General features: G+C 45.3%; 19 protein-coding genes. 8 read left to right on the top strand and 11 right to left on the bottom strand.

The window, feature by feature from the left end:
* The first annotated feature begins 583 nt into the window (after positions 1-583).
* The 4 genes from R8O70_RS16890 (at position 584) to R8O70_RS16875 (ending at position 6,847) form a co-directional block, all read left to right on the top strand.
* Entirely contained in the window at positions 584-1,801 is a 1,218-nt protein-coding gene (locus tag R8O70_RS16890) for an AAA family ATPase (RefSeq protein WP_005374503.1), read from the top strand.
* Positions 1,802-1,808: 7 nt separating this feature from the next.
* A complete protein-coding gene (locus tag R8O70_RS16885; RefSeq protein WP_005374504.1) occupies positions 1,809-2,783 on the top strand; it encodes a ParB/RepB/Spo0J family partition protein in 975 nt (324 codons plus the stop codon).
* 105 nt (positions 2,784-2,888) lie between these two features.
* Positions 2,889-4,916: a tRNA(Met) cytidine acetyltransferase TmcA gene (locus R8O70_RS16880; protein ID WP_258625340.1), complete on the top strand. Its 2,028-nt coding sequence runs from the start codon at positions 2,889-2,891 to the stop codon at positions 4,914-4,916.
* A gap of 251 nt (positions 4,917-5,167) precedes the next feature.
* Positions 5,168-6,847 (top strand): DUF342 domain-containing protein, encoded by a 1,680-nt coding sequence (locus tag R8O70_RS16875; protein WP_258645236.1) that lies wholly within the window; start codon positions 5,168-5,170, stop codon positions 6,845-6,847.
* A gap of 56 nt (positions 6,848-6,903) precedes the next feature.
* Here the strand turns inward: R8O70_RS16875 and catC are convergent, their stop codons facing one another.
* A complete protein-coding gene (gene catC / locus R8O70_RS16870; protein ID WP_258625343.1) occupies positions 6,904-7,563 on the bottom strand; it encodes a type C chloramphenicol O-acetyltransferase in 660 nt (219 codons plus the stop codon).
* A gap of 88 nt (positions 7,564-7,651) precedes the next feature.
* Between catC and R8O70_RS16865 the strand changes: the two genes are divergently transcribed.
* Positions 7,652-8,563 carry a LysR family transcriptional regulator gene (locus R8O70_RS16865; RefSeq protein ID WP_258625345.1) on the top strand — a complete coding sequence of 304 codons (912 nt, stop codon included), beginning with the start codon at positions 7,652-7,654 and terminating at the stop codon, positions 8,561-8,563.
* Between the two features lie 37 nt (positions 8,564-8,600).
* Entirely contained in the window at positions 8,601-9,266 is a 666-nt protein-coding gene (locus R8O70_RS16860) for a peptidase E (RefSeq protein WP_258625346.1), read from the top strand.
* Positions 9,267-9,355: 89 nt separating this feature from the next.
* Here R8O70_RS16860 and R8O70_RS16855 read toward each other — a convergent pair whose 3' ends face one another.
* From R8O70_RS16855 to murQ, 3 genes are all read right to left on the bottom strand, one after another.
* The gene (locus tag R8O70_RS16855; protein WP_258625347.1) at positions 9,356-10,411 is read right to left on the bottom strand and encodes a porin; all 1,056 of its coding nucleotides are present in this window, start codon (positions 10,409-10,411) and stop codon (positions 9,356-9,358) included.
* Positions 10,412-10,559: 148 nt separating this feature from the next.
* Positions 10,560-12,014: a PTS N-acetylmuramic acid transporter subunit IIBC gene (gene murP / locus R8O70_RS16850; protein ID WP_170902810.1), complete on the bottom strand. Its 1,455-nt coding sequence runs from the start codon at positions 12,012-12,014 to the stop codon at positions 10,560-10,562.
* Positions 12,015-12,042: 28 nt separating this feature from the next.
* Positions 12,043-12,945 carry an N-acetylmuramic acid 6-phosphate etherase gene (murQ, locus tag R8O70_RS16845; protein WP_225466166.1) on the bottom strand — a complete coding sequence of 301 codons (903 nt, stop codon included), beginning with the start codon at positions 12,943-12,945 and terminating at the stop codon, positions 12,043-12,045.
* A gap of 242 nt (positions 12,946-13,187) precedes the next feature.
* Here murQ and R8O70_RS16840 point away from each other — a divergent pair, with 242 nt between their 5' ends.
* Positions 13,188-14,039, top strand: a complete 852-nt coding sequence (locus R8O70_RS16840; protein ID WP_005383578.1) for an SIS domain-containing protein — start codon at positions 13,188-13,190, stop codon at positions 14,037-14,039.
* Positions 14,040-14,058: 19 nt separating this feature from the next.
* Here the strand turns inward: R8O70_RS16840 and mpaA are convergent, their stop codons facing one another.
* The gene (gene mpaA, locus R8O70_RS16835; RefSeq protein ID WP_017821883.1) at positions 14,059-14,769 is read right to left on the bottom strand and encodes a murein tripeptide amidase MpaA; all 711 of its coding nucleotides are present in this window, start codon (positions 14,767-14,769) and stop codon (positions 14,059-14,061) included.
* 141 nt (positions 14,770-14,910) lie between these two features.
* Here mpaA and R8O70_RS16830 point away from each other — a divergent pair, with 141 nt between their 5' ends.
* Positions 14,911-16,536 carry an ABC transporter substrate-binding protein gene (locus R8O70_RS16830; protein ID WP_046875647.1) on the top strand — a complete coding sequence of 542 codons (1,626 nt, stop codon included), beginning with the start codon at positions 14,911-14,913 and terminating at the stop codon, positions 16,534-16,536.
* Positions 16,537-16,599: 63 nt separating this feature from the next.
* Here R8O70_RS16830 and R8O70_RS16825 read toward each other — a convergent pair whose 3' ends face one another.
* From R8O70_RS16825 to R8O70_RS16800, 6 genes are all read right to left on the bottom strand, one after another.
* Positions 16,600-17,184 (bottom strand): flavodoxin family protein, encoded by a 585-nt coding sequence (locus R8O70_RS16825; protein ID WP_025521460.1) that lies wholly within the window; start codon positions 17,182-17,184, stop codon positions 16,600-16,602.
* Between the two features lie 136 nt (positions 17,185-17,320).
* Positions 17,321-17,914: a mechanosensitive ion channel family protein gene (locus R8O70_RS16820; RefSeq protein ID WP_042522270.1), complete on the bottom strand. Its 594-nt coding sequence runs from the start codon at positions 17,912-17,914 to the stop codon at positions 17,321-17,323.
* Positions 17,915-18,407: 493 nt separating this feature from the next.
* A complete protein-coding gene (locus R8O70_RS16815; protein WP_005374556.1) occupies positions 18,408-20,522 on the bottom strand; it encodes a type I secretion system permease/ATPase in 2,115 nt (704 codons plus the stop codon).
* A gap of 15 nt (positions 20,523-20,537) precedes the next feature.
* Entirely contained in the window at positions 20,538-22,451 is a 1,914-nt protein-coding gene (locus R8O70_RS16810; RefSeq protein ID WP_005383568.1) for an EAL domain-containing protein, read from the bottom strand.
* A gap of 5 nt (positions 22,452-22,456) precedes the next feature.
* A complete protein-coding gene (locus R8O70_RS16805; RefSeq protein ID WP_005374561.1) occupies positions 22,457-23,140 on the bottom strand; it encodes a transglutaminase-like cysteine peptidase in 684 nt (227 codons plus the stop codon).
* A gap of 114 nt (positions 23,141-23,254) precedes the next feature.
* A partial coding sequence (locus tag R8O70_RS16800; protein WP_318184273.1) for an HlyD family type I secretion periplasmic adaptor subunit occupies positions 23,255-24,482 on the bottom strand: 1,228 nt, incomplete at its 5' end.

Genomic DNA, 24,482 nt, shown 5'->3' with positions numbered 1-24,482 from the left:
CAACCGTAAATTAGAGAAGAAAACTCATGCTTCCGAGAGATTCTAAGGCTTGATCATATTTCCGATTAATGGATCTTATTTTATTTGCTTGTTTACACCGTACTCTGCTCAATTTTTCCATGATCATGCTTTCGGATTTGTTTATTAACACGGAAGCATGATCATAAGTATACCTTGATCATACTTCCATAGATGTTTCGCTGGAACTGCCCTATTTTGCTCGGAGACATGATCAAGGTGTTCAGCTCTTTATTGTTCCGATATTACTTACTATTTTTCGTTTAAATTAGGTTGGTCTAACATAATCCGTAATTTAGCTTAAGATTATAATCGTTCCGGTAGAAAATTGATTTACATTGTAAATGAGTGACGTTGTAACACTTTTTATTTTTAAGTTTAGGTGTCCATTTATGAGAAGATTATTTGATTAAAAATAGTTATCTTTTTGACCATGAATCATAAAAGCGTCGATTTGGGTGTTTTTTTATGTGATGGTAATTCAAAGTGTTCGTGCACCTTTTTGTTGTTTTTGGTCTTTACTGCTGTACAATTGCAATTATAAATCCTTCCAACGGAATTTGGCATGAAAAGAGAAAAAACGATTGAAAACCTTCTTGAGTTAGCGGAGCTGACTCAGCAGGTTCAAGCTGACCGTATTGAAATTGTTTTAGAAGAGCGAAGCGATAACTACTTCCCACCAATGTCGAAAGCGATGATGGAAACCCGTTCTGGTCTAACTCGCCGTAAGCTCGACGACGCGATTGGTAAAATGGAAGCCGCTGGGCATCAATTTACAAAAAACAACGCGAATCATTATTCAATTACGTTAGAAGAAGCACACATGCTCATGGATGCGGCTGAAGTGCCTAAATTTCATGAGCGTAAAAAGAATTCAGGTAACAAACCTTGGATTATTAATGTGCAGAACCAAAAGGGCGGTACAGGTAAATCAATGACCGCGGTTCATTTAGCGGCATGTTTAGCGCTAAATTTGGATAAACGATACCGTATTTGTTTAATCGACTTAGACCCACAAGGCTCGCTACGTTTATTCCTCAACCCGCAAATCAGCATGGCAGAGCATGATAATATCTATTCTGCGGTAGACATTATGTTGGGTAACGTGCCTGATGGTGTGGAAATTGACAGTGAATTTTTACGTAAAAACGTATTGCTGCCAACGCAATATCCGAACTTAAAGTCGATTTCAGCGTTTCCAGAAGACGCGATGTTTAATGCGGAAGCATGGCAAACGCTATCTGAAGACCCATCACTCGATATCGTCCGTCTGCTGAAAGAGCAACTGATTGATAAAATTGCTGATGACTTCGATATCATTATGATTGATACCGGTCCACACGTTGACCCATTAGTATGGAATGCAATGTATGCATCAAATGCCTTGCTAATTCCTTGTGCGGCTAAGCGTCTGGACTGGGCTTCAACAGTAAACTTCTTCCAGCATTTGCCTACGGTATATGAAATGTTCCCGGAGGACTGGAATGGTCTTGAGTTTGTTCGCTTGATGCCAACCATGTTTGAGGACGACAATAAGAAGCAAGTTTCTGTTTTAACTGAAATGAACTATCTTCTAGGTGACCAAGTTATGATGGCTACTATTCCTCGTAGCCGTGCGTTTGAAACCTGTGCCGATACCTACAGCACAGTATTTGATCTGACAGTAAGCGATTTTGAAGGCGGTAAGAAGACACTAGCTACCGCGCAAGACGCTGTTCATAAGAGCGCACTGGAATTAGAGCGTGTGCTGCACTCTAATTGGCCGTCATTGAATCAGGGGTAATAAGTAAATGGCTTTGAAAACGTCTGAATTAAACGCGAAATTATTTGGCAAAACGAATAAGCGTCGTGTTGTGACTCCGCAAGAGGCGCAAACTGCGGCAAAAGAGAAAGCTCAAACGATTGAACTAGCAGTTGCAGGTGAAAATATTGTTCAGTTTGAACTTGTGCGTATTCCTGCAAATAAAGTTGCGACAGAAACAACAGTATTTGTTGATAACGCTCGTGAGCAATCGTTCTTAAACGAACATGCTTTATCTGATGTTTTAGTCACACTCAAAGAGCGTGGCCAACAATATCCAGCAGTGGGTCGTAGAACTGAAGATGGCAAGATTGAAGTTTTAGATGGTAGCCGTCGTCGCATGTCTTGTATCCTCGCTGAACAAGACTTTTTGGTTTATGTTGCTGACAACATTAATACTGACCATGCTAAGTTTTTGTCTGATGTGGCAAATGCTCACAAGCCGCTCTCTTTATATGAAAAAGGGAAAGAGATGCAGGCTAAGCTTGATAGTGGTGAAGCTGAAGATCAGAAAGCATTGGCAAAAATGTTCCAGTGCAGTGAAGCGTTGGTAAGTGGCGCTTTAAAAGCCGCAGCATTACCGTTAGAACTGCTTCAAGCGTATCCGAATGTTGGCGATCTCGGTCGCCCAACAATCGTGAAACTGCACAAACAGTTTTCAACGCTAACGCCAGAGCAGCAGCAAGAGCTGTTAGATAAATGTCGCTCTAGCGAAGGGTTTTTATGGCAGCGAAGCACAGCTCAAGGCGTTGCTCGTCTGACAAAAGAAGTCACGGAAAGCATCGAAAATTGGATTACTGAACTTGCACCAGCAAAACCTGGTAAGAAGACGGAAAAAGTCGACTTAGTTAAAGGTCGAGCAAGCTATAGCCGAAAAGGTAGCAGCCTGGCGTTGAACTTGAAGAAAGTTGACGACAGCTTAATGGAAGAGATTCTTGCGTTTGTACAAACCAAACTGCAATAACAAATGATGATTGAATCAACCGCCTCCGGGCGGTTTTTTTATATCTGAGAAGCGTCAAATTAAAGATGTGATACCATTGCGTCAGTTCAACGTTGGATAGACAAAATGCAGACACAATCTGATTTCCTTTCATCACTTCAACATCAAGCTCACCAATCTTTCCAAAGGATTGGTGTTGTCATTCAAGGCGAGGCTTCTTGGCAAAATGCGTTGATGTCAGAGTTCCATAAAACGCAGCGCCATCAACGTTGGTTTTCTGTTGGTGATTTTGGTTTGAAAAACGTATCCAGTGTTTCGTCTAAACAAGGGCACATGTTGCTAGGCAGAGAGTGTGACGTTCTATTGTTTGATGCTCGAAATGGCTTTGACGCCAATAGTTTTACCGCCGCGCTTGGCTCATTGGTTGGCGGCGGTTTTCTTATTGTCATTACTGAGCTGCGACAAAATGCGAATTTTGCTCAGCAATGGATGCACAAACAATGGGAGAAGCTCGTTGTTATTGAGCAAGACAAACCATTGCCAACGGCTCCAGACATCAAGCAAGCAGAAAAAGAAAGTCACTACACGGAACAAGAACATGCCATTTCTCTAATTGAAAAGGTGGTAACTGGACATCGAAAGCGACCATTAATTTTGACCGCTGATCGTGGACGTGGAAAAACAAGCGCCCTCGGAATTGCGTGTGCGAACTTATTACAGCAGAAGCCGCTTAGAATCTTAATTACGGCACCATCTATAAAAGCCGTTGAGCCTGTTTACCAACATGCTTTACGTTTACTCCCTAGCGCACAGCGTATTAAGAAGGATAGATTAGAATCAGGGCAGGGAGCCATTCAATTTATTGCTCCAGATGAACTATTATTGAGCCGACCTGAATGTGATTTGTTACTTGTCGATGAAGCGGCTGCAATTCCAGTTCCTATGCTCAAAAGCATTACCGAACATTATCATCGACTCGTTTTTTCTACGACTATTCACGGTTATGAAGGTTGTGGCCGGGGCTTTACGATTAAATTTGTTGATTGGCTTCAGAAACAGCGTTCGGGAATGAAAACGTGGCACATGACACAGCCCATCCGCTGGAGCATGAATGATGCGCTCGAATCATGGCTCTATGACGCGTTTTTGTTGGATGCGGAGTTAACGCACCATCAACTTAACCAGGTCGACTCAATTTCCCTTTCTAAAGCCGATAAGGACGATTTGATATCGCAGCCTAGTTTGCTGCGCGAGTGCTTCGCTCTTTTGGTTAATGCTCATTATCAGACCTCGCCGAATGATTTGATTCACCTTTTGCAAGACGACAACAGTCAGCTCTATTTTGCTAAGCAAGATAATGCGGTTGTGGGGGTAATATTAGCGGTCGAAGAGGGTGGGCTTGACGCTGAATTGGTTGAAGAAATTCAGCTTGGTAAGCGTCGTCCTAAAGGACACTTAGCCCCAGTTACGATTGCAAACCACTTAGGATTCCCGAATGTCGCGAATCTATCGACGCTGCGAGTCATGAGAATTGCTGTTCATCCGGAATTGCAAGGAAGAGGCATCGGTCAAAAAATGCTGCAGCAACTTGATCAAATGGCGGCTAAACACATTGCTTACTTATCCACGAGTTTCGGTGCGACGGAAGAGTTGGTCCATTTCTGGCTACAATCGAACTTCCGTGCAATTCGTTTAGGGTCAATGCGCGATGCTGCTAGCGGTTGTTATTCAGTCTTGATGGTCAAACCTTGTGATTCCCAACAGACGGCTTGGGTCGATGAATCTCAGGCGCTATTTGAAGAAATGTTGTCTAACAATGTGGCTGACGTCTATCCAAAATTAGAAGCCTCTATTTTTCGAGCTCTATTACCGCAACCTTTGGGAATGAGTCCACTTCATCCCGCTAAGTTATTACTAATTGAATGCTATGCTGATGGTGGTAACAGTTATGAGTCCGTGTCTGCTTGGCTTCAGCAGTGGTTACTTAACTTAGGTTTGAACTCTGCTTCCGACTTGATGATCAGTAAGCTTTTTCTTAACCGTAGTTGGACTGAATGTGCTCAGCAATTTGGTTTACCTGGAAGAAGGCAAGTTGAGCAGCAGTTAAGGGACGAAGTAAGACACATTTGGAACGATTTACACTGTAAACACTAAAGGGAAATTTACACTGTAAATGAAATTATTAGGAGCTGATTTTACACTGTAAATCCAGCTCCTTTTTATTTCGGCGTGTATTTTGATTGAGCTTTAGGTTAAATCGAAATGCTCTCTTAATATCTGTTTAACCGTTATTGATGGATTACTTTCTTTAGTGACGTGAGCCCTATAATAAGAAATGCGAGGTTTGTTCAGAAAACGGATTTGGGTAGACTGAAAGTGTTGATGGGAAGCAAAGTGGTAAGGGTATGTGGAAGCTGTGTCTGGAGTTATCTGAAGATAAGACCAAGGTGATAGCCCGTCTTCCGGGAGAAGTGGACCTCGGTGGCGAGCTAAATCAAAATGAATTAAACGAGCAGCTCGTCGCAATGAACGCTGAAAAGATGTTTGTTGTTGAGGGGGAAGTCGTGAGATTCATTAACTGCGCCAAAGAACGTAAAGCCGAGGCCTACGAAGGCATCGTCATTGCGGAAAAACGCAACGCGCAAGTTGAGGTTGAATTATCGAATAATGACATGCTCGCCAGTATGAACGTTGTCGGCGCGTACGGAGGCCGAGGTTTACGTGGCCCCGAGATTGTTCAAGCTCTTGCTCAAGCGCGAGTTTCGAAAGGCATCAACAAACTGGCTTTGAAGAAAGTGTTGGTTGTCAGCACTCAGCTCAAACCCGGCGAAACTTTTTCTCAACCTGTAGCGGTTGGTAAGCAACCTATCAAAGGCAAAGACGCTCTTTTTACTCCTCTTGTTAAAGACATCACCAAACGCATCCTCAAACCCAAAGACGGCCAATCTGCTAGCGACAAAATTGATTTACGTAACCTCGGTGAAACTATCGCGGTTGACGTAGGCGATGAGGTGATGCGCCGCACGCCTGCGACCAAAGGTACGCCTGGTTTTACTGTTCAAGGGCGAGTGATTCCTCCACAAGCCGGAAAAGACAGCCCAATGAAGCCAGGCAAGGGCACCGAGATAAGCAAGCAAGACCCACACCTATTGATTGCATCGGTATCCGGTACGCCTCTGATTAAAGACAAAACCATCGAAGTTGATAACGCACTCTGCCTCAATAGCGTTGGCGTGAATACAGGCCACGTGAAATTCAAAGGGAATGTGATTATCGGTGGCAACATTGAATCTGGCATGATTGTTAAAGCGACGGGTTCTATTACTGTAGGCGGCTTCATTGAATCGGCTGACGTACAAGCGCAAGACGACATCCAAGTTGGTAAAGGGATCATTGGCCACACCGTGAGTGATGGCCAGCCAAAGAGTTGTCACGTCAAAGCCAAAGGTTCGATTCGTGCCAGCTACGCCCAATATTGTGATTTGCAAGCCGGCGAAGATATTGAGTTGGCGGTGCACAGTATGAATAACGATATTGTTTGTGGGCGCAATCTGACGGTGCTAGATGCGAACGGTAGGAACGGCACGCTCAGCGGCGGAGATGCAAAAGTCGGTGGCAAAGTGGTGTGCTTACAATTGGGCGTAGAAGGCGACACCGCCACTAAGGTAGAAGCGTTCGCGCGCTATTCTGCATTTAAGGAGCGATTAGCAGAGCTCAAAGATCAATACAAACACGCTCAAGAAGGCACGATGGATGTGATTCGTAAAGAGCTCGAATTTAAGAAACGTCCTAAAGCCGAACGTACCGACGAAGAACAAGCTCAGATTGATGTGATGAAAACACAAAACAACGAGCAGCTTGAAGCGATAAAGCAAAAGCTAGAACAAACGGAACACGACTTTGAAGTCGCGTTAGAAGAAAATATTGTCGAAGCCAAAGAGCGTGTCTTCACACGCGTGACGGTGCAGTTTGGCGACGAGCAGGTAACGACAAAGCGCACTCATGGCGGTTGTTCGTTCCGTTTCAATCAATACGAAATTAAAGTCTCGGCGAACTTGGAAGAAGAGGACGTCGCTGCGGTTTAAGCTTTCTTACTCACTGAGCCCACACGTCGCAACAAGATGTGTGGGCTTTTGTTTATTTACAAACCGACAATGTGCTCTTGATAGTAGTCCGCAAGCGCACCGACTTGGCTGCTACACATTACTTTCATTGCTTGTTTAATGTGTTCTATTGGCCAGTTCCACCATTGGATATTGAGTAGAGTTTCAATCTCTTTATCGCTGAATCGTTGACGGACGACTTGGTTGTTTCCAACCACTACCGAATAAGGTTGCACGTCTTTCGTCACTACGGTGCGTGCTCCGATGACGGCTCCATCACCGATGTTTACTCCGGGCATGATCATCGCCTCGCTGCCAATCCAAACATCGTTCCCCACCACTGTATCTCCGGCACGCTCGAAACCGTCTTGTACGCCTTCTCCAAAGTCTTCAGGAGAGAAGGGGAAGGTCGAAATCCAGTCAATGCGATGACCTTGGTTTCCTGCCATCATGAAGGTGGCTCCAGAAGCGATGGAACAAAACTTGCCAATGATTAATTTGTCGATGCTATCGGGTTCTCTACTTTGCCATTCTTGAAGTGTGACGGGGTCACCCAACAAGTAGCGTACTGCTTGCTCTTCGAAGCTTTTTTGATGATAGAAGCCCGAGTAATAGCTGTAATCGCCAACGATGATATTGGGATTAGTGATGTGATCTTTAATGACTTGACCTTTTAACCACGTGTCGAAAACACTCATAACTCATCCTTTCAAATTTAGGTTGTACAGAGTTTAGAGGCTTTCTATTATTTCCAGTAGTTTGATTTTAGAGATTCAGAATTACTGTATGGAAATAAAATGGCTCAGCTACGTACCACTTTACGTCGCTTTGTGCGAGGAGCGAAGTATTGCTGGCGCAGCAAAGCGCCTGAATTGTTCGAATGCGCATGTAAGTCGGCAACTTAAACAGCTAGAAGACATATTGTCGGTGCAGCTTATTCAGCGAACTACGCGCCAGTTTAATTTGACCTACGATGGTTTGCGGTTTTATCAGCAGGTAAAGCAACTGCTCGAAGGCGCTGAGCAGATCAATGAGCAAGCCATGGCAAACGAGATCGTATCGGGAAAATTGAGAATAGCGGCGTCCGCTTCTTTCGGAGCCGCGTTACTCAGCCAAACATTGATCGAGTTTCGATTGCAACATCCACAGGTGAGCATCGAAGTGATCTTCACAGAGACACCTCTCGACTTGATTGAGGCTGGGTTTGATATCGCATTCTATTTTACCGATACTCCCCCAGAGGGATACGTCGGCCATCAGCTACGCACTTTACACTGTAAACCGATCGCTCATCGCTCGTATTTAGCTGATAAACCAAATGTAAGTACGCCAGAGGATCTTGGTGACTTAGAGCACATCCTTTATAAAAGTCGTGACTTGGTGTTAGACAAGTGGACGTTTACGCATAAGCAAACTCAACAGCAGTGCAGCATTGAGTTAGAAAGTACGCTGAGTTTTAATCTTGTCCAGTCCATGTTGGATGCTACTTTGGCTGGCTGTGGTGTAGCCATGTTAGATGAATTTGCACTGGCTAAACTCGACCCTGCACAAAAAGAAAAACTCGTGAGTTTGCTGCCAGAATGGCAAACGGATGCGATTTTGCCGCTTTATCTGCTTTACCCAAAACGTGAGCACTTACCAAGAAGAACGCGAGCGTTCATTGATCACTTTAGGAACATATATTCTGTCGGCGAATAGCGACAACAAACTTAGCAACAATTGAGGAAGCAAAGGAATGCGAAAACACTGTATTGCGATTGGCGGTGGGGGCTGGATGATGGGAGAGAATCCGAGCCCGCTCGATCAATACATTTTGTCTTTGTCTGGTAAGGAGAATCCAAACATTTGTTTTCTACCGACAGCCACGGGAGACGCCGATGAAGTTATTGAACGTTTTTACAATGCGAAGCTTAGTGAAAACGTAACCCATTTTCCGCTGTTTAAGTTTGATGCTGGTTGGAAAGAAACGCTATTTGAACAAGACATCATTTACGTCGGTGGCGGTAATACGCGTTCGATGTTGGCCATTTGGCGCGAATGGGGAATCGATAGAATACTCAAGCAGTGTTATGAACAAGGCATCATCATTTGTGGCATGAGCGCTGGTGCAATTTGTTGGTTTGAGTTTGCGGTGACAGACAGTGATCCCGAAGCATACCAAGTTATGCGTTGTCTTGGATTAATTGACGGTTTGGCTGCGGCGCATTTTTCCCATATTGGTGAGAAGTTTGAGGTTTTCCAAGCCTTTGCTTGTTCTCAACCGAGCATCACTTGTTATGGTATTCACGATTATGCGGCATTGCACTTTGTCGATGGAAAATTGTTAGCTACTGTCACCAGTTTTCCTGATGCAGGCGTGTTGGTCAAAACAGGTAACGAAGAAAACATATTACGAGGGTGAGCTTCTTCAAATCAGCATTAAAGGCAATAACTACTGACCGGACACATAAGAAGCTCATGGATTCAGCGAACTTACATTAAGTATCGTGCTTACAGCTCGTAACGCAGACCTAAGTGGTAGTAGCTTTCGTCTGCGTGCGCACCGCCAAACGAGACTTCTTGTCCATTGCTGTAGCCACGCGAACCGTTACGATCAACGTAGTTTGTGTAGATAGAAGAACGAGGCGTCAGTTTGTATTGCACTTCTAGCGTTGTATCTTTCAGCTCTAGCTCGTCACCATCACTGTTTTCTAAAGAACGATAACCAGCACGCAGTGCCCATTTGTCATTTACACTGTAAACCGCCGTCAATTCCATCACTTTGTCGGTGCTGGTTTGTGAGTAATAGCCCTCTAGTTCATCTTCCGAGTACAACGCACCCAACATCAAATCACCTAGGTAGTAACGCGTACCTGCGCCCCAGAATGTGTAATCGGTGTCGTTGCTTTCACGTGCATCACCTTTATTTTTCTGCATCGTCACCACTGGCGCCAAGGTACCCAAATTCCCCATGTCTAGCGTATAACGCAGTGCAGCGTTGTAACCGTAGTCGAGCTCAGAAGTGTTGTTTCCTAAAATGTACGCGACAGAAAAGTCGAAATTACCTAGGCTGTTTTGATATTGCAGCGTGCCATCTTGACGGAAAACTTGCGTCGCGGTTTTGTCGACTTTATTCGCTTGGCGCGCCATAGAAACATCGGAAGAGGCGAACACATCACCAATGTCGGTAAACATAATCAATCCAGATGCCACGCGACCACCAGTAATACGACCATAATCTTTCGCATCAATACCCGCCCATACATAACGTGCAGTCAGAGATGGTTTGTCGTTTACTTGGTTTGCGTATTCAGCTGCACCCACTTGGTATTGCGCTTGGCCGATGATCGACGCGTACTCGTTGATGGTTTGTGAACCGTTTAAACCAATACGGCCATCAAACTCGCCATTTGCATCGCCGTGCTCGTCATTTTTACTGGTGACATTGAAACCAAGACGAGAGTAAATATTTAAAACTGACCCATCTTCCGCTTGATACAGCTGCGCTGCCATTGCGTTTGATGCCATCAATGTAGGGAGAAGTAGAGCCAAAATGTGCTTTTTCATGATTAACGACCTTTCATTTCTATTGTTTTAGGTACGACAAAGCCCCTTCCGAGTAACGGAATAAGAAAAATTGTCGTGAAGTAGAGAGAGGGTGCGCCCTTGTTTGCCAAGGGCGCGAGCTAGTCCATTCCTATAGGGGAAGAATGATTTAGCTTAAATCGACGTCTTTGCAGCCAAAGAAGTAAGTCGCGAGGAAGCCGACGATGTAAGAGATAAGCAGGCCGGCAACAAACACCATCATGCCCGGGAAGATGCCATTTTCAGATGTCATGAGAGGAATCGCCACGATACCGGACGGGCCAAACACCGTATTAAGACCAACTGGTAAGCCAAGGTAAGAAACTAAACCGATAAAGAAGCCGCCCGCAGCACCACCAATACAAGCGGTAACGAATGGTTTTACGCGTGGTAATGTCACGCCGTAAATCAATGGTTCGCCAATGCCTAGAAGACCCGGAATAATAGCGCCTTTAACTTGGGTGCGCAGTAGAGCGTCTTTTTTGGCTTTGAAATACAGCGCCATTGACGCGCCAACCTGACCGCCACCTGCCATCGCCAGGATAGGGAATAGTGAGTTAAAGCCCTGTGCTTCCATCAATGCGAAGTACACTGGAACAAAACCCTGGTGGATGCCAAATACCACAGAAATTAAGAACAAACCTGCCAAGATTGCAGCGCCTAATGGGTTATCGTTCAAGTTGAGGAACAACCAAGACATCCCTTTAAACAGCTCGCCGCCGATTGGCATGATGATCAAGAAGGTTACCGCACCCATGATCAACAGAGTGATAACGGACGTTAAGATCATATCCAGATCATCTGGCATGTATTGACGAACCTTACGCTCGACTTGCGCACCGATGATCGCCGCCAAAAGTACGCCGATAATGTTGCCGCGCGGATCAATCGCAAAGCCGAAAAACTCGTTCATGCCAGAGTAAATGCCGGATGTCGCCTCAGGGTTGTAACCCAGCACAAACAAAGAGGCGAGAATGGCACCATTAACACCAGAGCCGCCAAATGCTTGCTGCGCGTTGTAACCAATCAGAATACTTAGGAAAGCAAACAGACCCTTACCAAAGACTTTCATGTAGGCGATCAAATCCAACATAAACTGGCTTGGTGTCTGGTCAAGAACAAACATCTGCTCCAATAACGTCGCAAAACCTAGCAACAAACCAGCGGCAATAAAGCCAGGGATCAACGGCGTAAAGATGGTGGCAAACTTGCTTAAAAAACGCTGAACCGCACTGGTTTGTTTGCTCTTCATCTGTTTTTTCTGCTCGGCCGCGACGGCAGAAAGATCTTGTTGCGGCATATCTGCTTCTTCACTGTCACCAGAGGTTAAGCTTTCGATCAGTTGATTCATCATCTCAGCCGCTTGTTGAGCTTTTCCGGGACCGAGAATGATCTGAAACTGCTCATCGCTTTCCACCACACCCATTACGCCGGGAATTTGCTTGATAACTGATTGATCAGCCAAGCCATTGTTGGCGAGCGATAAACGCAAACGCGTCATACAGTTACCACATTTGCTTACGTTGCTACTGCCACCCACTGCGGACAGCAACTGCGATACTGTGTTTGAAGTTATTTTTGCCATAGGGTCTATCCTTCAGAACTCGGATTATTTAGTTATTATTTAGTGCTGCGCGAATAAAGCCGTTGTGCGCGGCTAGGCGTGATTTGGCTTGTTCGGCATCCAAATCGGCCAAAATCATTAAGATGGCGGTTTTGCAGTGGCGACCACAGGCATTTAATGCTCGCTCTGCTTCTTCTTTTGATGCGTCGGTTGCTTCCACAACAATGTTGGTTTGGCGTTGGATGAGCTTGGCGTTAGTGGCTTCTACATCCACCATTAAGTTGCCAAATACCTTACCGCTACGAATCATTGCGCCTGTCGTGAGCATGTTTAGCACCAGTTTTTGTGCGGTGCCGGCTTTCATGCGAGAAGATCCAGTGACAACCTCTGCGCCAACTATCGGCAGAATCGCGATGTCGGCCGCTTCTGCCATGGCACATTCTGGATTACAAGCGATAGATGCGGTCGTGGCTCCGATGGATTTAGCGTACTCCAAACCACCTAGTACATAAGGTGTACGGCCACTCGCTGCAATGCCTACAACCACGTCATGCTTGGTGAGGTGAAGTGCTTTTAAGTCGTCTTGACCCATTTTCGCGTTGTCTTCTGCGTTTTCTACCGCTTTCAAAATCGCCTGATGTCCACCAGCAATTAAGCCAATCACCATATCTGGGTGCGTGCCGTAGGTAGGAGGACACTCGCTCGCATCAAGAATGCCTAAGCGACCTGACGTACCAGCTCCCATGTAAATTAAACGGCCACCATTTGCAAAAGCTTGGGTAATTGCGTCAACTGTCTCTGCAATTTGTGGTAGCACCGCTTTTACCGCGAGCGGGACTTTTTGATCCTCTTCATTAATGACTTGCAGCATCTCGATTGTCGAAAGCGTATCGATCTCCGCACTGGCTGGGTTACGGCTTTCTGTCACCAATCTGCTTAAATCAATTTTCATGTTTTGCACTCTTTGTAATGTTCAATCTGAGGGCGATTTTATGGAATAAAATATTCAGGTTTGGTGATAAAAATCACACTTGAGGTTATTCTTTATGCAGGAGAAATTTGGAATAATGAGAGAAAATATACGTCTATTACATCCGGGATTAACTGTCTTGGTTAGAATAATCAGGGGGTTAAATCAAACGCCTATTATTTCTGTTTTGGAATAATTTATTTAAAATTTTTGAGGTTTTTGTTGTGTCAGTTATCAATAGGATAGTCGCGAGGCGTACTCAGCTTTCGCAAAGCGGTCGTTTGGTTGGCGATTGGATTGTTGAAAACGCAGAAAAGGCGGCGCTGCTCACCAGCCAAGAACTTGCGGCGCAAGTAAAAGTGAGTCAATCGAGCATTGTGAAATTTACTCAGCGTATCGGCTTTAAAGGTTACAGCGAGTTTAAGTTAGCTTTGAATGAAGAGATTGGCCGTAAGCATGCGATGCAGTCGACACCGCTGCACAGTGATATTTTGGCTGACGACCCCATTGCGGTAATTTCACAGAAACTGGTGAAAGCGAAAACCGACGCTATGTTTCAAACTACCAATACGCTGTCTTACGAAGCGTGTCACCAAGCGGTGAAATGGTTGAGTGAAGCGCGTCGAGTGCAAGTGGTCGGGATTGGGGGCTCTGCACTGACCGCGAAGGATTTAAGCTTTAAACTGCTTAAACTTGGTATTACGGCGCTTTCTGAACAAGACAGCCACGTGCAGATTGCTGTTGCCCGCACGCTCTCTCCAGAAGATGTTCAGATCGCAATCTCGTTTTCGGGTGAGCGCAAAGAAATTCTCGTCGCGGCAGAAGCGGCAAAAGAGCAGGGCGCGAAGGTGATTGCGTTATCTGCGCCTGGAAGAAGTCGCTTGCGCGGTATTGCCGATATTACGTTTGATACGATTGCCAATGAAACGGAACATCGCAGCTCATCCATTGCTTCGCGTACCGCGCAAAACGTGATCACCGATTTGCTGTTTATCATCTTGGTTCAACAAAGAGACGACAGTGCCCGTCAGTTGATCAGCGATATCAGTACCGACATCAAACAGATCCTCACATGATCGCTTAACCAACAGCGGACTAAAGATCCGGATCGTGCCTCAGCAAAGCAATAAAAGCAGAGAGATGTTTTTCAATGGTGAGATCGGCAGAAATCGCGGGCAATTCCAACGTGATGCAAGGTAAATCACGTTCACTACACCAAGTGCCGAATGAGCCGGGTGTTTCGTAGTCGACATCGTCCACGATTGGCAGTTGGAACTGCTCGCCGAGCCATTTGGCAAGGTCGGAATGTTTGGGATCATCCACAAAAGCAAGCGGTTCATGAAACGACACCACAAACTTTGGCTTGCGCAGTTCAATCAAGTTAATTAATGCGCTAACTTCAGGCTCTAGTTGGTTTTTAGTGCCAGTTTTCACCTGTACGTCTCGAACGGGTGTGTGAGAGCTCCATCGATACACTGTGCCATGCTCAGTCCAATTTTGGGTTGGAAACGCGCGATTGAGATCCACTTGGTTTGCATTTGCGCGTGTGCCTAGTTGGTTGCCGTCAGGATTCATTGACAGAATCACATCATGTCGTAAGTTTTCAGCAGGCAAGCTTCTTAGCGCGCAGGACAAACCTGCAATCGAGGCCGTCTCGTCCCCGTGAGTGCCTGCCAAAATCAAACCTCGCAAAGCACTTTCGACTTGAGCCGGAAAGTACAGTAATGGCGCACCAAGCACGGATTGACCGTATGATGTTGGCCGAATTAAAAATGCCGCTCTTTCCGTTCTTGGAATTAGACTCACCGTAATCTCCTGATTGATGAAGTAGTATCAATATCTAAGCTAATTACACCTAGCTAAACTGAACCGTTTAAACTCGTCAACGGTTGAAATGTTAATTGTGGAACTTGCTTCACAAGACGCGTTAGGAGAACGAAAAACGATATGGATTTTAAAAAACATTCAACGGCGTTGCTGATTTCCTCTTTATTCACCCCTTTTCTTGCTACATCAGTTGCTGCGGAGACCTTACCTAAAGGTATTCAACTTGCCGCAGAACAGCATTTAGTACGTGCGAATGACGCAGAGGCGGCGACGCTTGACCCAGCGAAAGCCGAAGGTCTGCCAGAAATGCATGTGATTCGTGACTTATTTGAAGGGCTTGTGATTCAAGATCGTGACGGAAACATTATTCCCGGTGTGGCAGAATCATGGGAAACCAACGACAACCAAACCTTTACTTTTCACTTGCGCAAAGACGCGAAATGGTCGAATGGCGAGCCTGTGACAGCGGATGATTTTGTTTATTCACTGCGCCGAGCGGTGGACCCGAAGACCGCTTCTCCAAATGTTTGGTATCTCAAACTCACCAAGATCAAAAACATCGCCGATGTAGCAGAGGGCAAAAAGCCTTTGGACGATCTCGGTATCAAGGCAGTGGATAAATACACCCTACGTTTTGAGTTGGACAGTCAAGTGCCGTACTTTGTTGCTATGACTGGGCACACGTCCATGATGCCAGTGCATCAAGCGACAGTGGAAAACCGCGACAAGCCGTGGAGCGATCCAGACCAATTTGTTAGCAACGGTGCATTCACATTGGATAAGTGGGTCGTGAATGAACGCATTGAACTGGTTAAGAGTCCAAGTTACTGGGACAGCGCAGATACGCATCTAAACAGAGTGACTTACATTCCGTTTGAAAACCAAAACGCGTCTATCAATCGCTTTGCGGCAGGAGAGCTGGATATCACGTCAGATGTGCCGACTCATATGGCGCAGAAGCTTAAACAAGATTACAAGCAGGCTTACACGGTGGTGCCATTATTGTGTACGTATTACTACGCGTTCAATACCACTCGTCCGCCATTTGATGATGTGCGAGTGCGTCAAGCGGTGTCGTACTCCATCATGCGCGATGTGATTACGAATGGTGTCACGCAAGTGGGCAACCTTCCTGCTTATACTTTTGCGCATCAGTACACCGCAGGGTTTGATGCGACGCCGCCTGAATACAGTAAGTGGAGTCAGCAACAACGTGACGAGAAAGCGCGTCAGTTGTTAAAAGAAGCGGGTTACAGCCAAGACAAGCCGCTCGATTTTAAATTGCTGTACAACACCAGTGAGGCAAACAAATCGATCGCGGTTGCGATAGCGTCGATGCTACAAAAAAATCTCGGTGCAAACGTGGAGTTAGAAAACCAAGAGTGGAAGTCGTACTTAGTGGCGCGTAAACAAGGCAATTTCGATGTGATGCGCGCTTCCTGGTGTGGTGATTACAATGAAGCGTCTACTTTCCTGAGCTTACTTCGCTCAGGTTCCTCGGGTAACTTTGCACGTTACAGCAGTGAAGCGTACGACAACGCGATGAACAGTGCATTGGCTGCAACCAATGAGAAAGCACGCCAAGGTTTCTATGATCAAGCCGAGCAATTGTTGGCGGCGGATATGCCAATCGCACCGATTTACTACTACATGCAAGCGCGTTTGGTTCGTCCTACGGTTGGCGGTTTTGCCAAGAACAACGTAGAAGGTCGTATCTACTCGAAAGACCTCTACATCAAGAAGTAGCGCTCAAAACAAGCGATAAATATGAAGCCCCGAAGATGTATCTTACGGGGCTTCTTTTTATTGTTAGCGAGTGGAGAGCTTATTCACGAGCATAGCGACTCGTTTGCCAAGATACTCCGCCGTTGCAACATCAGAAGCATGCAACTGACCACCTTCACCACCTTGTGCAACAATACCACCTTGTACACCATAACGATTCAGGTTTTGCTCCCCAGAATTGCTGATCTTATCCAACCCGACCCACATCATGCCGTGTTGGTTAGCGAGCGTTTGTAGATATTGTAATGTGCAAGATTGGTCGCCATTCATTGCCCCACCACTGGTAAAGCCAGCCGCGATTTTGCTCGCCCATTTTTGGTAATACCAAGATTCACTGCTTGCATCTGCAAATGCTTTAAACTGCGCTGCTACACCGCCCATATAGGTCGGTGAGCCAAAGATAATCGCATCACACTCAGCAAGTTCATCCATTAGTTTAGGGTTCACAAAACGTCCCTCAATAATCTCACTGCCTTCAATTCGGTGAGAGAGGATTTCACATTCATCTTGCTGCTTAATGCCTTGTTGTTCAAGGCCTGCGGCAATCGCGCGAGCAAGCTGACCAGTAACGTCGGTTTTAGAGAAATAAATAATCGCAATTTTGGACACAATGGTTCCTTTTTTCATTGTTGATTTTTAATCGTGCGACTAAGGCTAAAACCTCAAGCTAAGTTGAGGTCAACACTAAAACTTAAAAAGAAGTGCATTAAAAAAGCCGATGTAGATACATCGGCTTTTTAGTGGGTTATTTCTTTCTGCGAGTATAAATCCGAGATTTTACTTTACTTGGCTCTGGCTTGTTTTTCGCCAGCTTTAGCACTGCTTTTTGCAAAATCTGGTTGTTTGGGTAAGTGATCAAGTTACCGTTGTCGTGCTTAATTAACACGTGAAACATGCTGATCTCTTGAATCTCACCGCAGATGTCTTCATCTTTGTCTACGACTTTAATTCGGTCACCCACTCGGTACGGGAAGACAAAAAAGATCAAAAAGCTGGCTGTGATGTTGCTCAGAATTGACCACTGCGCAATAAACGCCACACCTAATACGGCAAAAATGGACGATAGGAACAAAGACACATCGCCATAGCCAATACCTGTGATAATGGCAAAAATAGAGGCGGTCAAAAATAGCAGCGCGACATTGAAACAGCGCTGAATAAAACTCAAACGAGCCTTTTTTACACCTTTCGTTGTTGCCAAATTTAGGATGGCTCTATTTACAATCCTCTTCAGGATGCGATACGCGATCAGGACAAAAATGCCCATCAATAGTTTGTAACCGAGGGAGCCCGTAGTGAAATACTGGCTCACTTGCTCTAATTGGATCCAATCATTCATTTCTTCATCTCGACGATATCTAGAAAGCGGCTTTTATAGCTGATTTTTTGCTGTAAGTAATCACAATTTTTCTTTACACCATTTGTCTCTGTGTTGAGGTTCCACAGAGTACTGTATAAGTTAATCAAAGACTTAGTGAGTATTACGAACTCTTTGGCTTTATTACTTATATTCAACCAAAGCTGACGTGATTTTGAAAAGAGCAATCTTTGAGCTGTATCCCATATCCGACATTATATGACGCTAGTTCCTTATAAACGAGCTGAATATGACTTTTGTCCTGATAACCTAAGGTGTATTAATTGAAATAGCTTTTAGGGCGTTGAAAAATGGAAGAAGATGAAAAGGCGATTATGATTTTATTCGTGATTGTTGGCCTTGTACTCGTTTGGGTCGCGCTTGAAGAACTTAATTATCTCGGGCTCCCAATAAAATAAGCCCCGTTAAACACAAGTTAAACGGGGCCCTTGTCTTTTATCAATGTGAATTCAGGCTAGCTAACCGCACGCACTTTGCCTTGTTTCAAATCGTTCAGCACTTGCGCTTTAGGACCATCTGCAATGATGCTGCCTTTTTCCATCACAATTACGCGATCAACGATGTCGAGCATAGACGTTTTATGCGTAATCAGAATCAGCGTTTCACTAGGTTTCAACTGTGCTAATTGATGCTTAATGTGCATCTCTGAGCGGTTATCCATCGCACTGGTTGGTTCATCCATGAGTAGAACAGGAGGACGACCCAAAAATGCACGAGCGATCGTGACTGCTTGACGTTGACCACCCGAAAGCATTGCACCACCTTCACCAACTTGGCGTTCTAAGCCCGCTGGGTCAGATTGCGTAAACGCAGTAACACCGGCACGATTCGCTGCGTCTAGTACGTCACGGTCATCGGTTAATGGGCGACCTAGCGTAATGTTGTCGCGGATAGAACCAAAGAACAGATTCGAATCTTGCGGCACACAACCAATATTACGGCGAATGTCGACATGATGCAGCTGTGCGATGTCGGTATCATCAATGCGAACATGACCTTCCGTCGGCTGATACAAGCCCATGATGAGACGCTCTAACGTGGTTTTACCCGAACCGATACGGCCTATGATCGCTACTTTTTCGCCAGGGTTAATGGTCAAGCTCAAATCTCGAATCGACGCCACCGGTGAATCTGGGTAGTGGAAGGTCACGCGTTCAAGTTCAATTTTGCCTTGTACTATTGGACGGTGAATGTAACGTTTACCTTCTTCTTGTTCATCCGGCATTTCCATGACTTGATTGATAATTGTCATAGAAGACTTCGCTTGGTTGTAGCGCGTAGAGAGTAAGGATAACTGAACCAAAGGACCAATCGCGCGGCCGCTAAGCATGGTTGCGGCAATCAAACCACCCATGGTTAAGTCGCCCTCTGCAATCAAGTAAACGCCTAGGATGATCATCCCTACGTTACTACTTTGCTGCACAAAACCTGCCGCGTTTTGAATGCTATCCGTAATTCGGCGGCTTTTTATATTCCAGTTCGCCATGTGCGCAACTGCCTCTTCCCAGCGGTATTGGAATTGGCTTTGCGCACTGAGCATTTTTACGGTTTCTAACCCAGCCAAGCTCTCTATCAAATTGGCATATTTTTGCGATGCTAGGCGTGAACCCTCCTCAATGGAGCGGCGCAGCGGCCCTTGTATCAGTAGCGAGTGAATAATCAAAATGACCACGCCCACCATCGGTACATACACAAGATCGCCAGCCATTAGCCATATAATCACTAAGAATAAAATGGCAAAAGGCAAATCAATGAGAGCACTGACGGTCGCTGAAGTAAAAAACTCTCGAATAGATTCGAATTCTTGTAAATGGCGAGCGAAGGCACCGACCGAAGGCGGCTTCGATTCCATTCTAATCCCCATCACTTTGCTGAACAGTTTGGATGAAATCAGAATGTCAGACTTCTTGCCCGCCACATCAATGAAGTAATTTCTCAGCGACTTGAGAATGAAGTCGAACAGGAACACGACAAAGATGCCACTTGCTAGTACCCATAGGGTTTCAAACGCAAGATTCGGAACCACTTTGTCGTACACCAAGCGAGTGAATAGCGGAGCGGCAACCGCAAAGAGGTTGATGAGAAGTGATGCGATTAAAACATCGCGGTAGATGCGTTTTGACTGCCACAAGGTTGACCAGAACCAGTGGCCTTCGTTGGTTTTGAGCACTTCGGGAGAGCGCTCATCGAAACGGAATTGCTTTTTAACTAAAAAGTACCGACCAGTGTATTGCTCAAGTAGGTCTTCTAATGGAATAGAGATCGGCACCATTCCACTTTCTAGGGTGGTGACTTCGGCCTCGCGTTTCTCCATATTGATGCTGTTGAGAACGCAAGAGTCACCGCCTTTAAGAACTAAGATTGCCGGCAGAATTAGGCTGGAGATGCTCTCCAGCTCTGCGCGGTTTTCCTTGGCAACCAATCCGGCCCTTTCCGCTGCTCTTGGTAGCAAAAATGGGGTCAGTTTACCGTCAGATAGCGGTAGTCCGTTGACTAGCGCTTCTGGCGAGTTAGCTAACCCATAGTAACGGCTAACGTAGATGAGCGAATTCAGTAAAGGGTCTTTCATCGTTGATAAACCTTTTTATTCCTTGTCGACGATGAATCCTTGGAATACCTCAACAAAGTGTTCAGTGAGGAAATCCAACTGGATTTGAGTTTCGATACGCGATGCGATAGTCGTAATACCAAGGTTGTGGGCAGTACGAGAGATCGACGTTAGCGTGAATTTTTGTTTTTCGTCGTGCAAGTTGTGTGTGAATAGGTAATCGAGCTTCACATAGTTCGGGCGGAACTCTTGGATGTATTCCAAAGATTGGAAGTTACGTCCGTAGTTATCTACGCCGAACTCAGCACCTGATTGGCGAATGGCATTACATAACAGTGCTGTGTGGTGAGGCTGATCGATAAAGCATTCCTCTGGAATTTCAAAGTGTAGCTTAGAGGCCACTTTGGCGTGTTTTTCCAGCATGCTAGTTGTCCAGCGAATAAACGATGGTTGAGACAAGCTGCTTTGCGCGATGTTAATCGCGACTGGGTCATTAAGTTCACCACTTTCTAGCATCTTAATCATTGATTCAATGACATACTGGTCAAAGATGTTGGTGGCGTCTAACTGTTCTAGTGCGAATAGGTATTGATTCGCACGATACGTTTCACCATCTTTTTCGATGCTTGAAAATACTTCGTTGTGGAATACTTTACCCCATGTGTTTTTCGCAGCTTGGAAACGGAATTTAACCCAATCACTATGAATGGCTTCTTCAACCAACGCTTTCCATTGCTGTTTACCCATCAAACTAGAAGGTGTATCACTGCCAATGAAGCCGTATGGCTTGTCTGGTTGCGCTTTGGCTTTCGATAGTGCGTTGTCCACCATCGAGAGGATTTCAGAACGCGTTTTCTGATCTTTGCTGTGTGCAACCCCTAGTGACGCTTTAGGTTTTGCTAAGCCTGTTGGGTCAGTATTTAGGCCGTTCACACAATTGACGATGCTGTCCGATAAAATGCGTAACTCGCTCTCATCCATATGAGGGAAAAGCAAGCCGAACTCATCACTAGACAAGCGAGCAATAGTGGCACCCGGTACATCAATGGTGTTTTTCAAACGTTGAGACAGTTCTTTAACGTGGGCATCTGCGCGTTGGTAATCTTTGGTCTCGTAAATGTCCCCAATGTATTCAGCATGGAGTAGCGCGATCCCCCCTTGCGTTTGCTCTGCAAGCCATTGGTCGATTTGGTTGATGTAGAATGAGCGGTTACCCAATTTAGATATAGGATCGAGGTAAGCCTGAGCACGCAGACGTTGCGCCTCTTTGGCTTGCTCTTTGAATGATAGCTCGATTTGAGCAGACATCATGTTAATGCCATCTACCACCGCGATAAGATCTTTGGTTCTTGGACGAGCAAGCGGTTCACCAAATTGGTTATTCGCGATTTCATGCATTTTATTTACGATGGCCGTTAATGGTTTTAGCGAGCGACGTAGGATGTATGAAATTGCCACTAAACCAGCTAGAAAAATAACACTGAATACAGACAGCAAGCCAATAAAACCTTGCCAGAGCTGCTCGTAAGCTGCGCCTGGGTGACTAATGATTTCTACTTCGGCGAGCTGCATCCAACCACTGGTCACAACACGCTTATCGTGAATCGCTTTAAATAGATTCATGTCGATAAACCATTGTGGCACCGTACTTGGTTTAACTGGGTAAGTACGCACGATCTGGTAGTCAGAATCTAATGCTGTAAGACGAACAACGGAGTAGGTGCTGCCGTCAAATAGAGCATTAATCACGGACTCAACCGCGACTTTATCTTTGTCCTTTAGGTAAGGAGCCAGTGCCAAACCTACGGTGTTAATAGTGTTGTTGACCTCTGAACGTTGCTGTTGCTCCAAGCTGTCTCGAGTCGTGTTGAATTGGATTACGAATACTGATGCCAACAAGAGTATAAAGACCGTAACCATCCCCACCACAAGCTTCTTATATAGGGTCATGTTTCTCACTCGTCATAGTTAATTTTAGGTTTATTTAACTGCAACTTACGTTCGCGCGAGCGTAAGTCATTCCAAAGGCTCAACCGTGATGCTTTCCCTGCTAGCTCTCCAGTGCTAGCAGATGACTTCATCAACCACAGGTTTGTACCATTAAAACTGTATATCGGTAGCAAGTCGCTACGCTTAGAGGCTCGGACAATGTCAGGATTGATATTATCGAGAATGAGCGGCTCAGAACTTGGGGTAGGGTAGTAAGCTAATACCATGTGAAACTGATTCAGTTCGATGGCTTTTACGTATATTAACCGCATCTTTGAATCTGGTATTCCTAGCTCGAGTAAAGAGAAGTACTTAGCAATAGTGAAATCTTCACAGTCTCCTGCGTTACTCCCTAAAAATTCGAGTGGCGTAGCCCAATAATCTGTCTTTCCCCACAGTTTTATGTCGTCAACGAAATACAGCTGATTAAAAAAGTCGTTAACGCCAGCGAGCTGTTCATGAGTCTCTAATTGTTTAAATAAGTCGAGGTTCTTTCGCCATGTATTTACGCGCAATCCCGCACGTTCGCCGTACACCGCTGTGACCGTATTGACCCATCGTTGTTCTTTACTGTTCAGCGCACCAAGTTGGAACGACAAACAACTTAAGCTGATTAATAATGTAACTTTACGCTGCAAATTGGATCGCATATTCGACTCGTATCACAAGTATACTCTTCTAGAGAGTTCGTCAGTGAGAAATAAGTGCTTTTTATTTAATCGCTTATCGCTCAATACTCCCTATCGCGAGTATCTTAATGTGGTTTACTCCTTCAAGGCGTTCGTTTTGGCACTTAAAATCGGTTTAAGTAGATATTCCAAAACGGTTCGCTTCCCTGTGATGATATCGACCGATGCTGTCATTCCTGGAATGATTGGTAAATCTGCATCTTGACCAAAGTTTGTTTTTTCGGTGCGTACACGAACAATGTAGAAGCTGTTGCCTTCTTCATCTTGAGTGGTATCCGCGCTGATATGTTCCAACTCTCCCTCTAAACCGCCGTACTTTGTGAAGTCGTAAGCTGTAAACTTCACGATAGCATGAAGATCTGGGCGTAAAAATGCGATGTCTTTTGGCGCAATTTTCGCCTCTACCAATAGTGTGTCTTCTGTTGGTACGATCTCGACGATATCCATACCAGGTTGGATAACACCACCGACAGTATTGATGTTCAGTGTTTTGATTTTGCCTGTTACTGGCGAATTCACAACCGTTCGGTTTACTCTATCTTCCAAGCCCACCGCTGATTCAACCAAAGCAGATAACTGGTCTTGGGCGCTGTTGAGTTTCTCTTGCTGTTCAGAGCGGAATTTGAGTGCAACATCAATACGGTTGAGCATGGATTCTCGAATCGCTGATTGCAATACGGGAATTTTGAGCTCACTGGACGTCATTTCACGACGGGTATCGTTGACTTGGCGCTGTAATTTGAGCAGTTCAATACGAGGAACAACGCCCTCGTCTGCCAAAGGTTTGGTGATATCGAGTTCTTTTTTCGCGTATTGGTAGCTTTGACGCAAGTTCCTTACTCGTGCTTGGATCTCTACCAAGTCCTGCTGCTTTTGCTGCACTTGTTGGTCAATAACAGAAAGTTGGTTGCGTAAATTATCTAGATCTTCGCGATATTCTGCTTTTTGACGCTGTGTGAGTTGAGGTCGAGTCTCTTCCAAGGTTGGTGGGAAGGTCAGTTTACCGTAATCAAGTAGTACACTTTGACGCCAGTTTTCCGTTTCAAAATCACGATTAACGGCAACACTGTTAATAGAAGCGGATAGTTGCAGCACAGATGCGGTAAGGTTGGCAACTTGTTGCTCACGTTCACGAAAATCTGAGCGAAAGCGGGTGTCATCGATAAGCAGTAACTGTTGGCCTTTTTCAACCAACTGACCTTCTTTGACTAAGATTTCTTTGACTAAGAGCCTATCCCAAAAGGAATTATCGTATAATATAATGAATAACGATAATTTCTGAGGGCAACGTATGGCAGGCAAC

The organism is Vibrio sp. 779(2023), from assembly GCF_033344285.1.
Taxonomy (GTDB): domain Bacteria; phylum Pseudomonadota; class Gammaproteobacteria; order Enterobacterales; family Vibrionaceae; genus Vibrio; species Vibrio alginolyticus.
Note: the sequence above shows the minus strand (reverse complement) of the source record. Positions and strands in the feature narration are given on the sequence as shown.

Coding starts and splice junctions, on each gene's coding strand:
- R8O70_RS16810 (WP_005383568.1), bottom strand. CDS start 22,451: ATGACCCTATATAAGAAGCTTGTGGTGGGGATGGTTACGGTCTTTATA.
- R8O70_RS16890 (WP_005374503.1), top strand. CDS start 584: ATGAAAAGAGAAAAAACGATTGAAAACCTTCTTGAGTTAGCGGAGCTG.
- R8O70_RS16880 (WP_258625340.1), top strand. CDS start 2,889: ATGCAGACACAATCTGATTTCCTTTCATCACTTCAACATCAAGCTCAC.
- murP (WP_170902810.1), bottom strand. CDS start 12,014: ATGGCAAAAATAACTTCAAACACAGTATCGCAGTTGCTGTCCGCAGTG.
- R8O70_RS16875 (WP_258645236.1), top strand. CDS start 5,168: ATGTGGAAGCTGTGTCTGGAGTTATCTGAAGATAAGACCAAGGTGATA.
- R8O70_RS16865 (WP_258625345.1), top strand. CDS start 7,652: ATGGAAATAAAATGGCTCAGCTACGTACCACTTTACGTCGCTTTGTGC.
- R8O70_RS16855 (WP_258625347.1), bottom strand. CDS start 10,411: ATGAAAAAGCACATTTTGGCTCTACTTCTCCCTACATTGATGGCATCA.
- catC (WP_258625343.1), bottom strand. CDS start 7,563: ATGAGTGTTTTCGACACGTGGTTAAAAGGTCAAGTCATTAAAGATCAC.
- murQ (WP_225466166.1), bottom strand. CDS start 12,945: ATGAAAATTGATTTAAGCAGATTGGTGACAGAAAGCCGTAACCCAGCC.
- R8O70_RS16860 (WP_258625346.1), top strand. CDS start 8,601: ATGCGAAAACACTGTATTGCGATTGGCGGTGGGGGCTGGATGATGGGA.
- R8O70_RS16805 (WP_005374561.1), bottom strand. CDS start 23,140: ATGCGATCCAATTTGCAGCGTAAAGTTACATTATTAATCAGCTTAAGT.
- R8O70_RS16820 (WP_042522270.1), bottom strand. CDS start 17,914: ATGAATGATTGGATCCAATTAGAGCAAGTGAGCCAGTATTTCACTACG.
- R8O70_RS16885 (WP_005374504.1), top strand. CDS start 1,809: ATGGCTTTGAAAACGTCTGAATTAAACGCGAAATTATTTGGCAAAACG.
- R8O70_RS16830 (WP_046875647.1), top strand. CDS start 14,911: ATGGATTTTAAAAAACATTCAACGGCGTTGCTGATTTCCTCTTTATTC.
- R8O70_RS16815 (WP_005374556.1), bottom strand. CDS start 20,522: ATGAAAGACCCTTTACTGAATTCGCTCATCTACGTTAGCCGTTACTAT.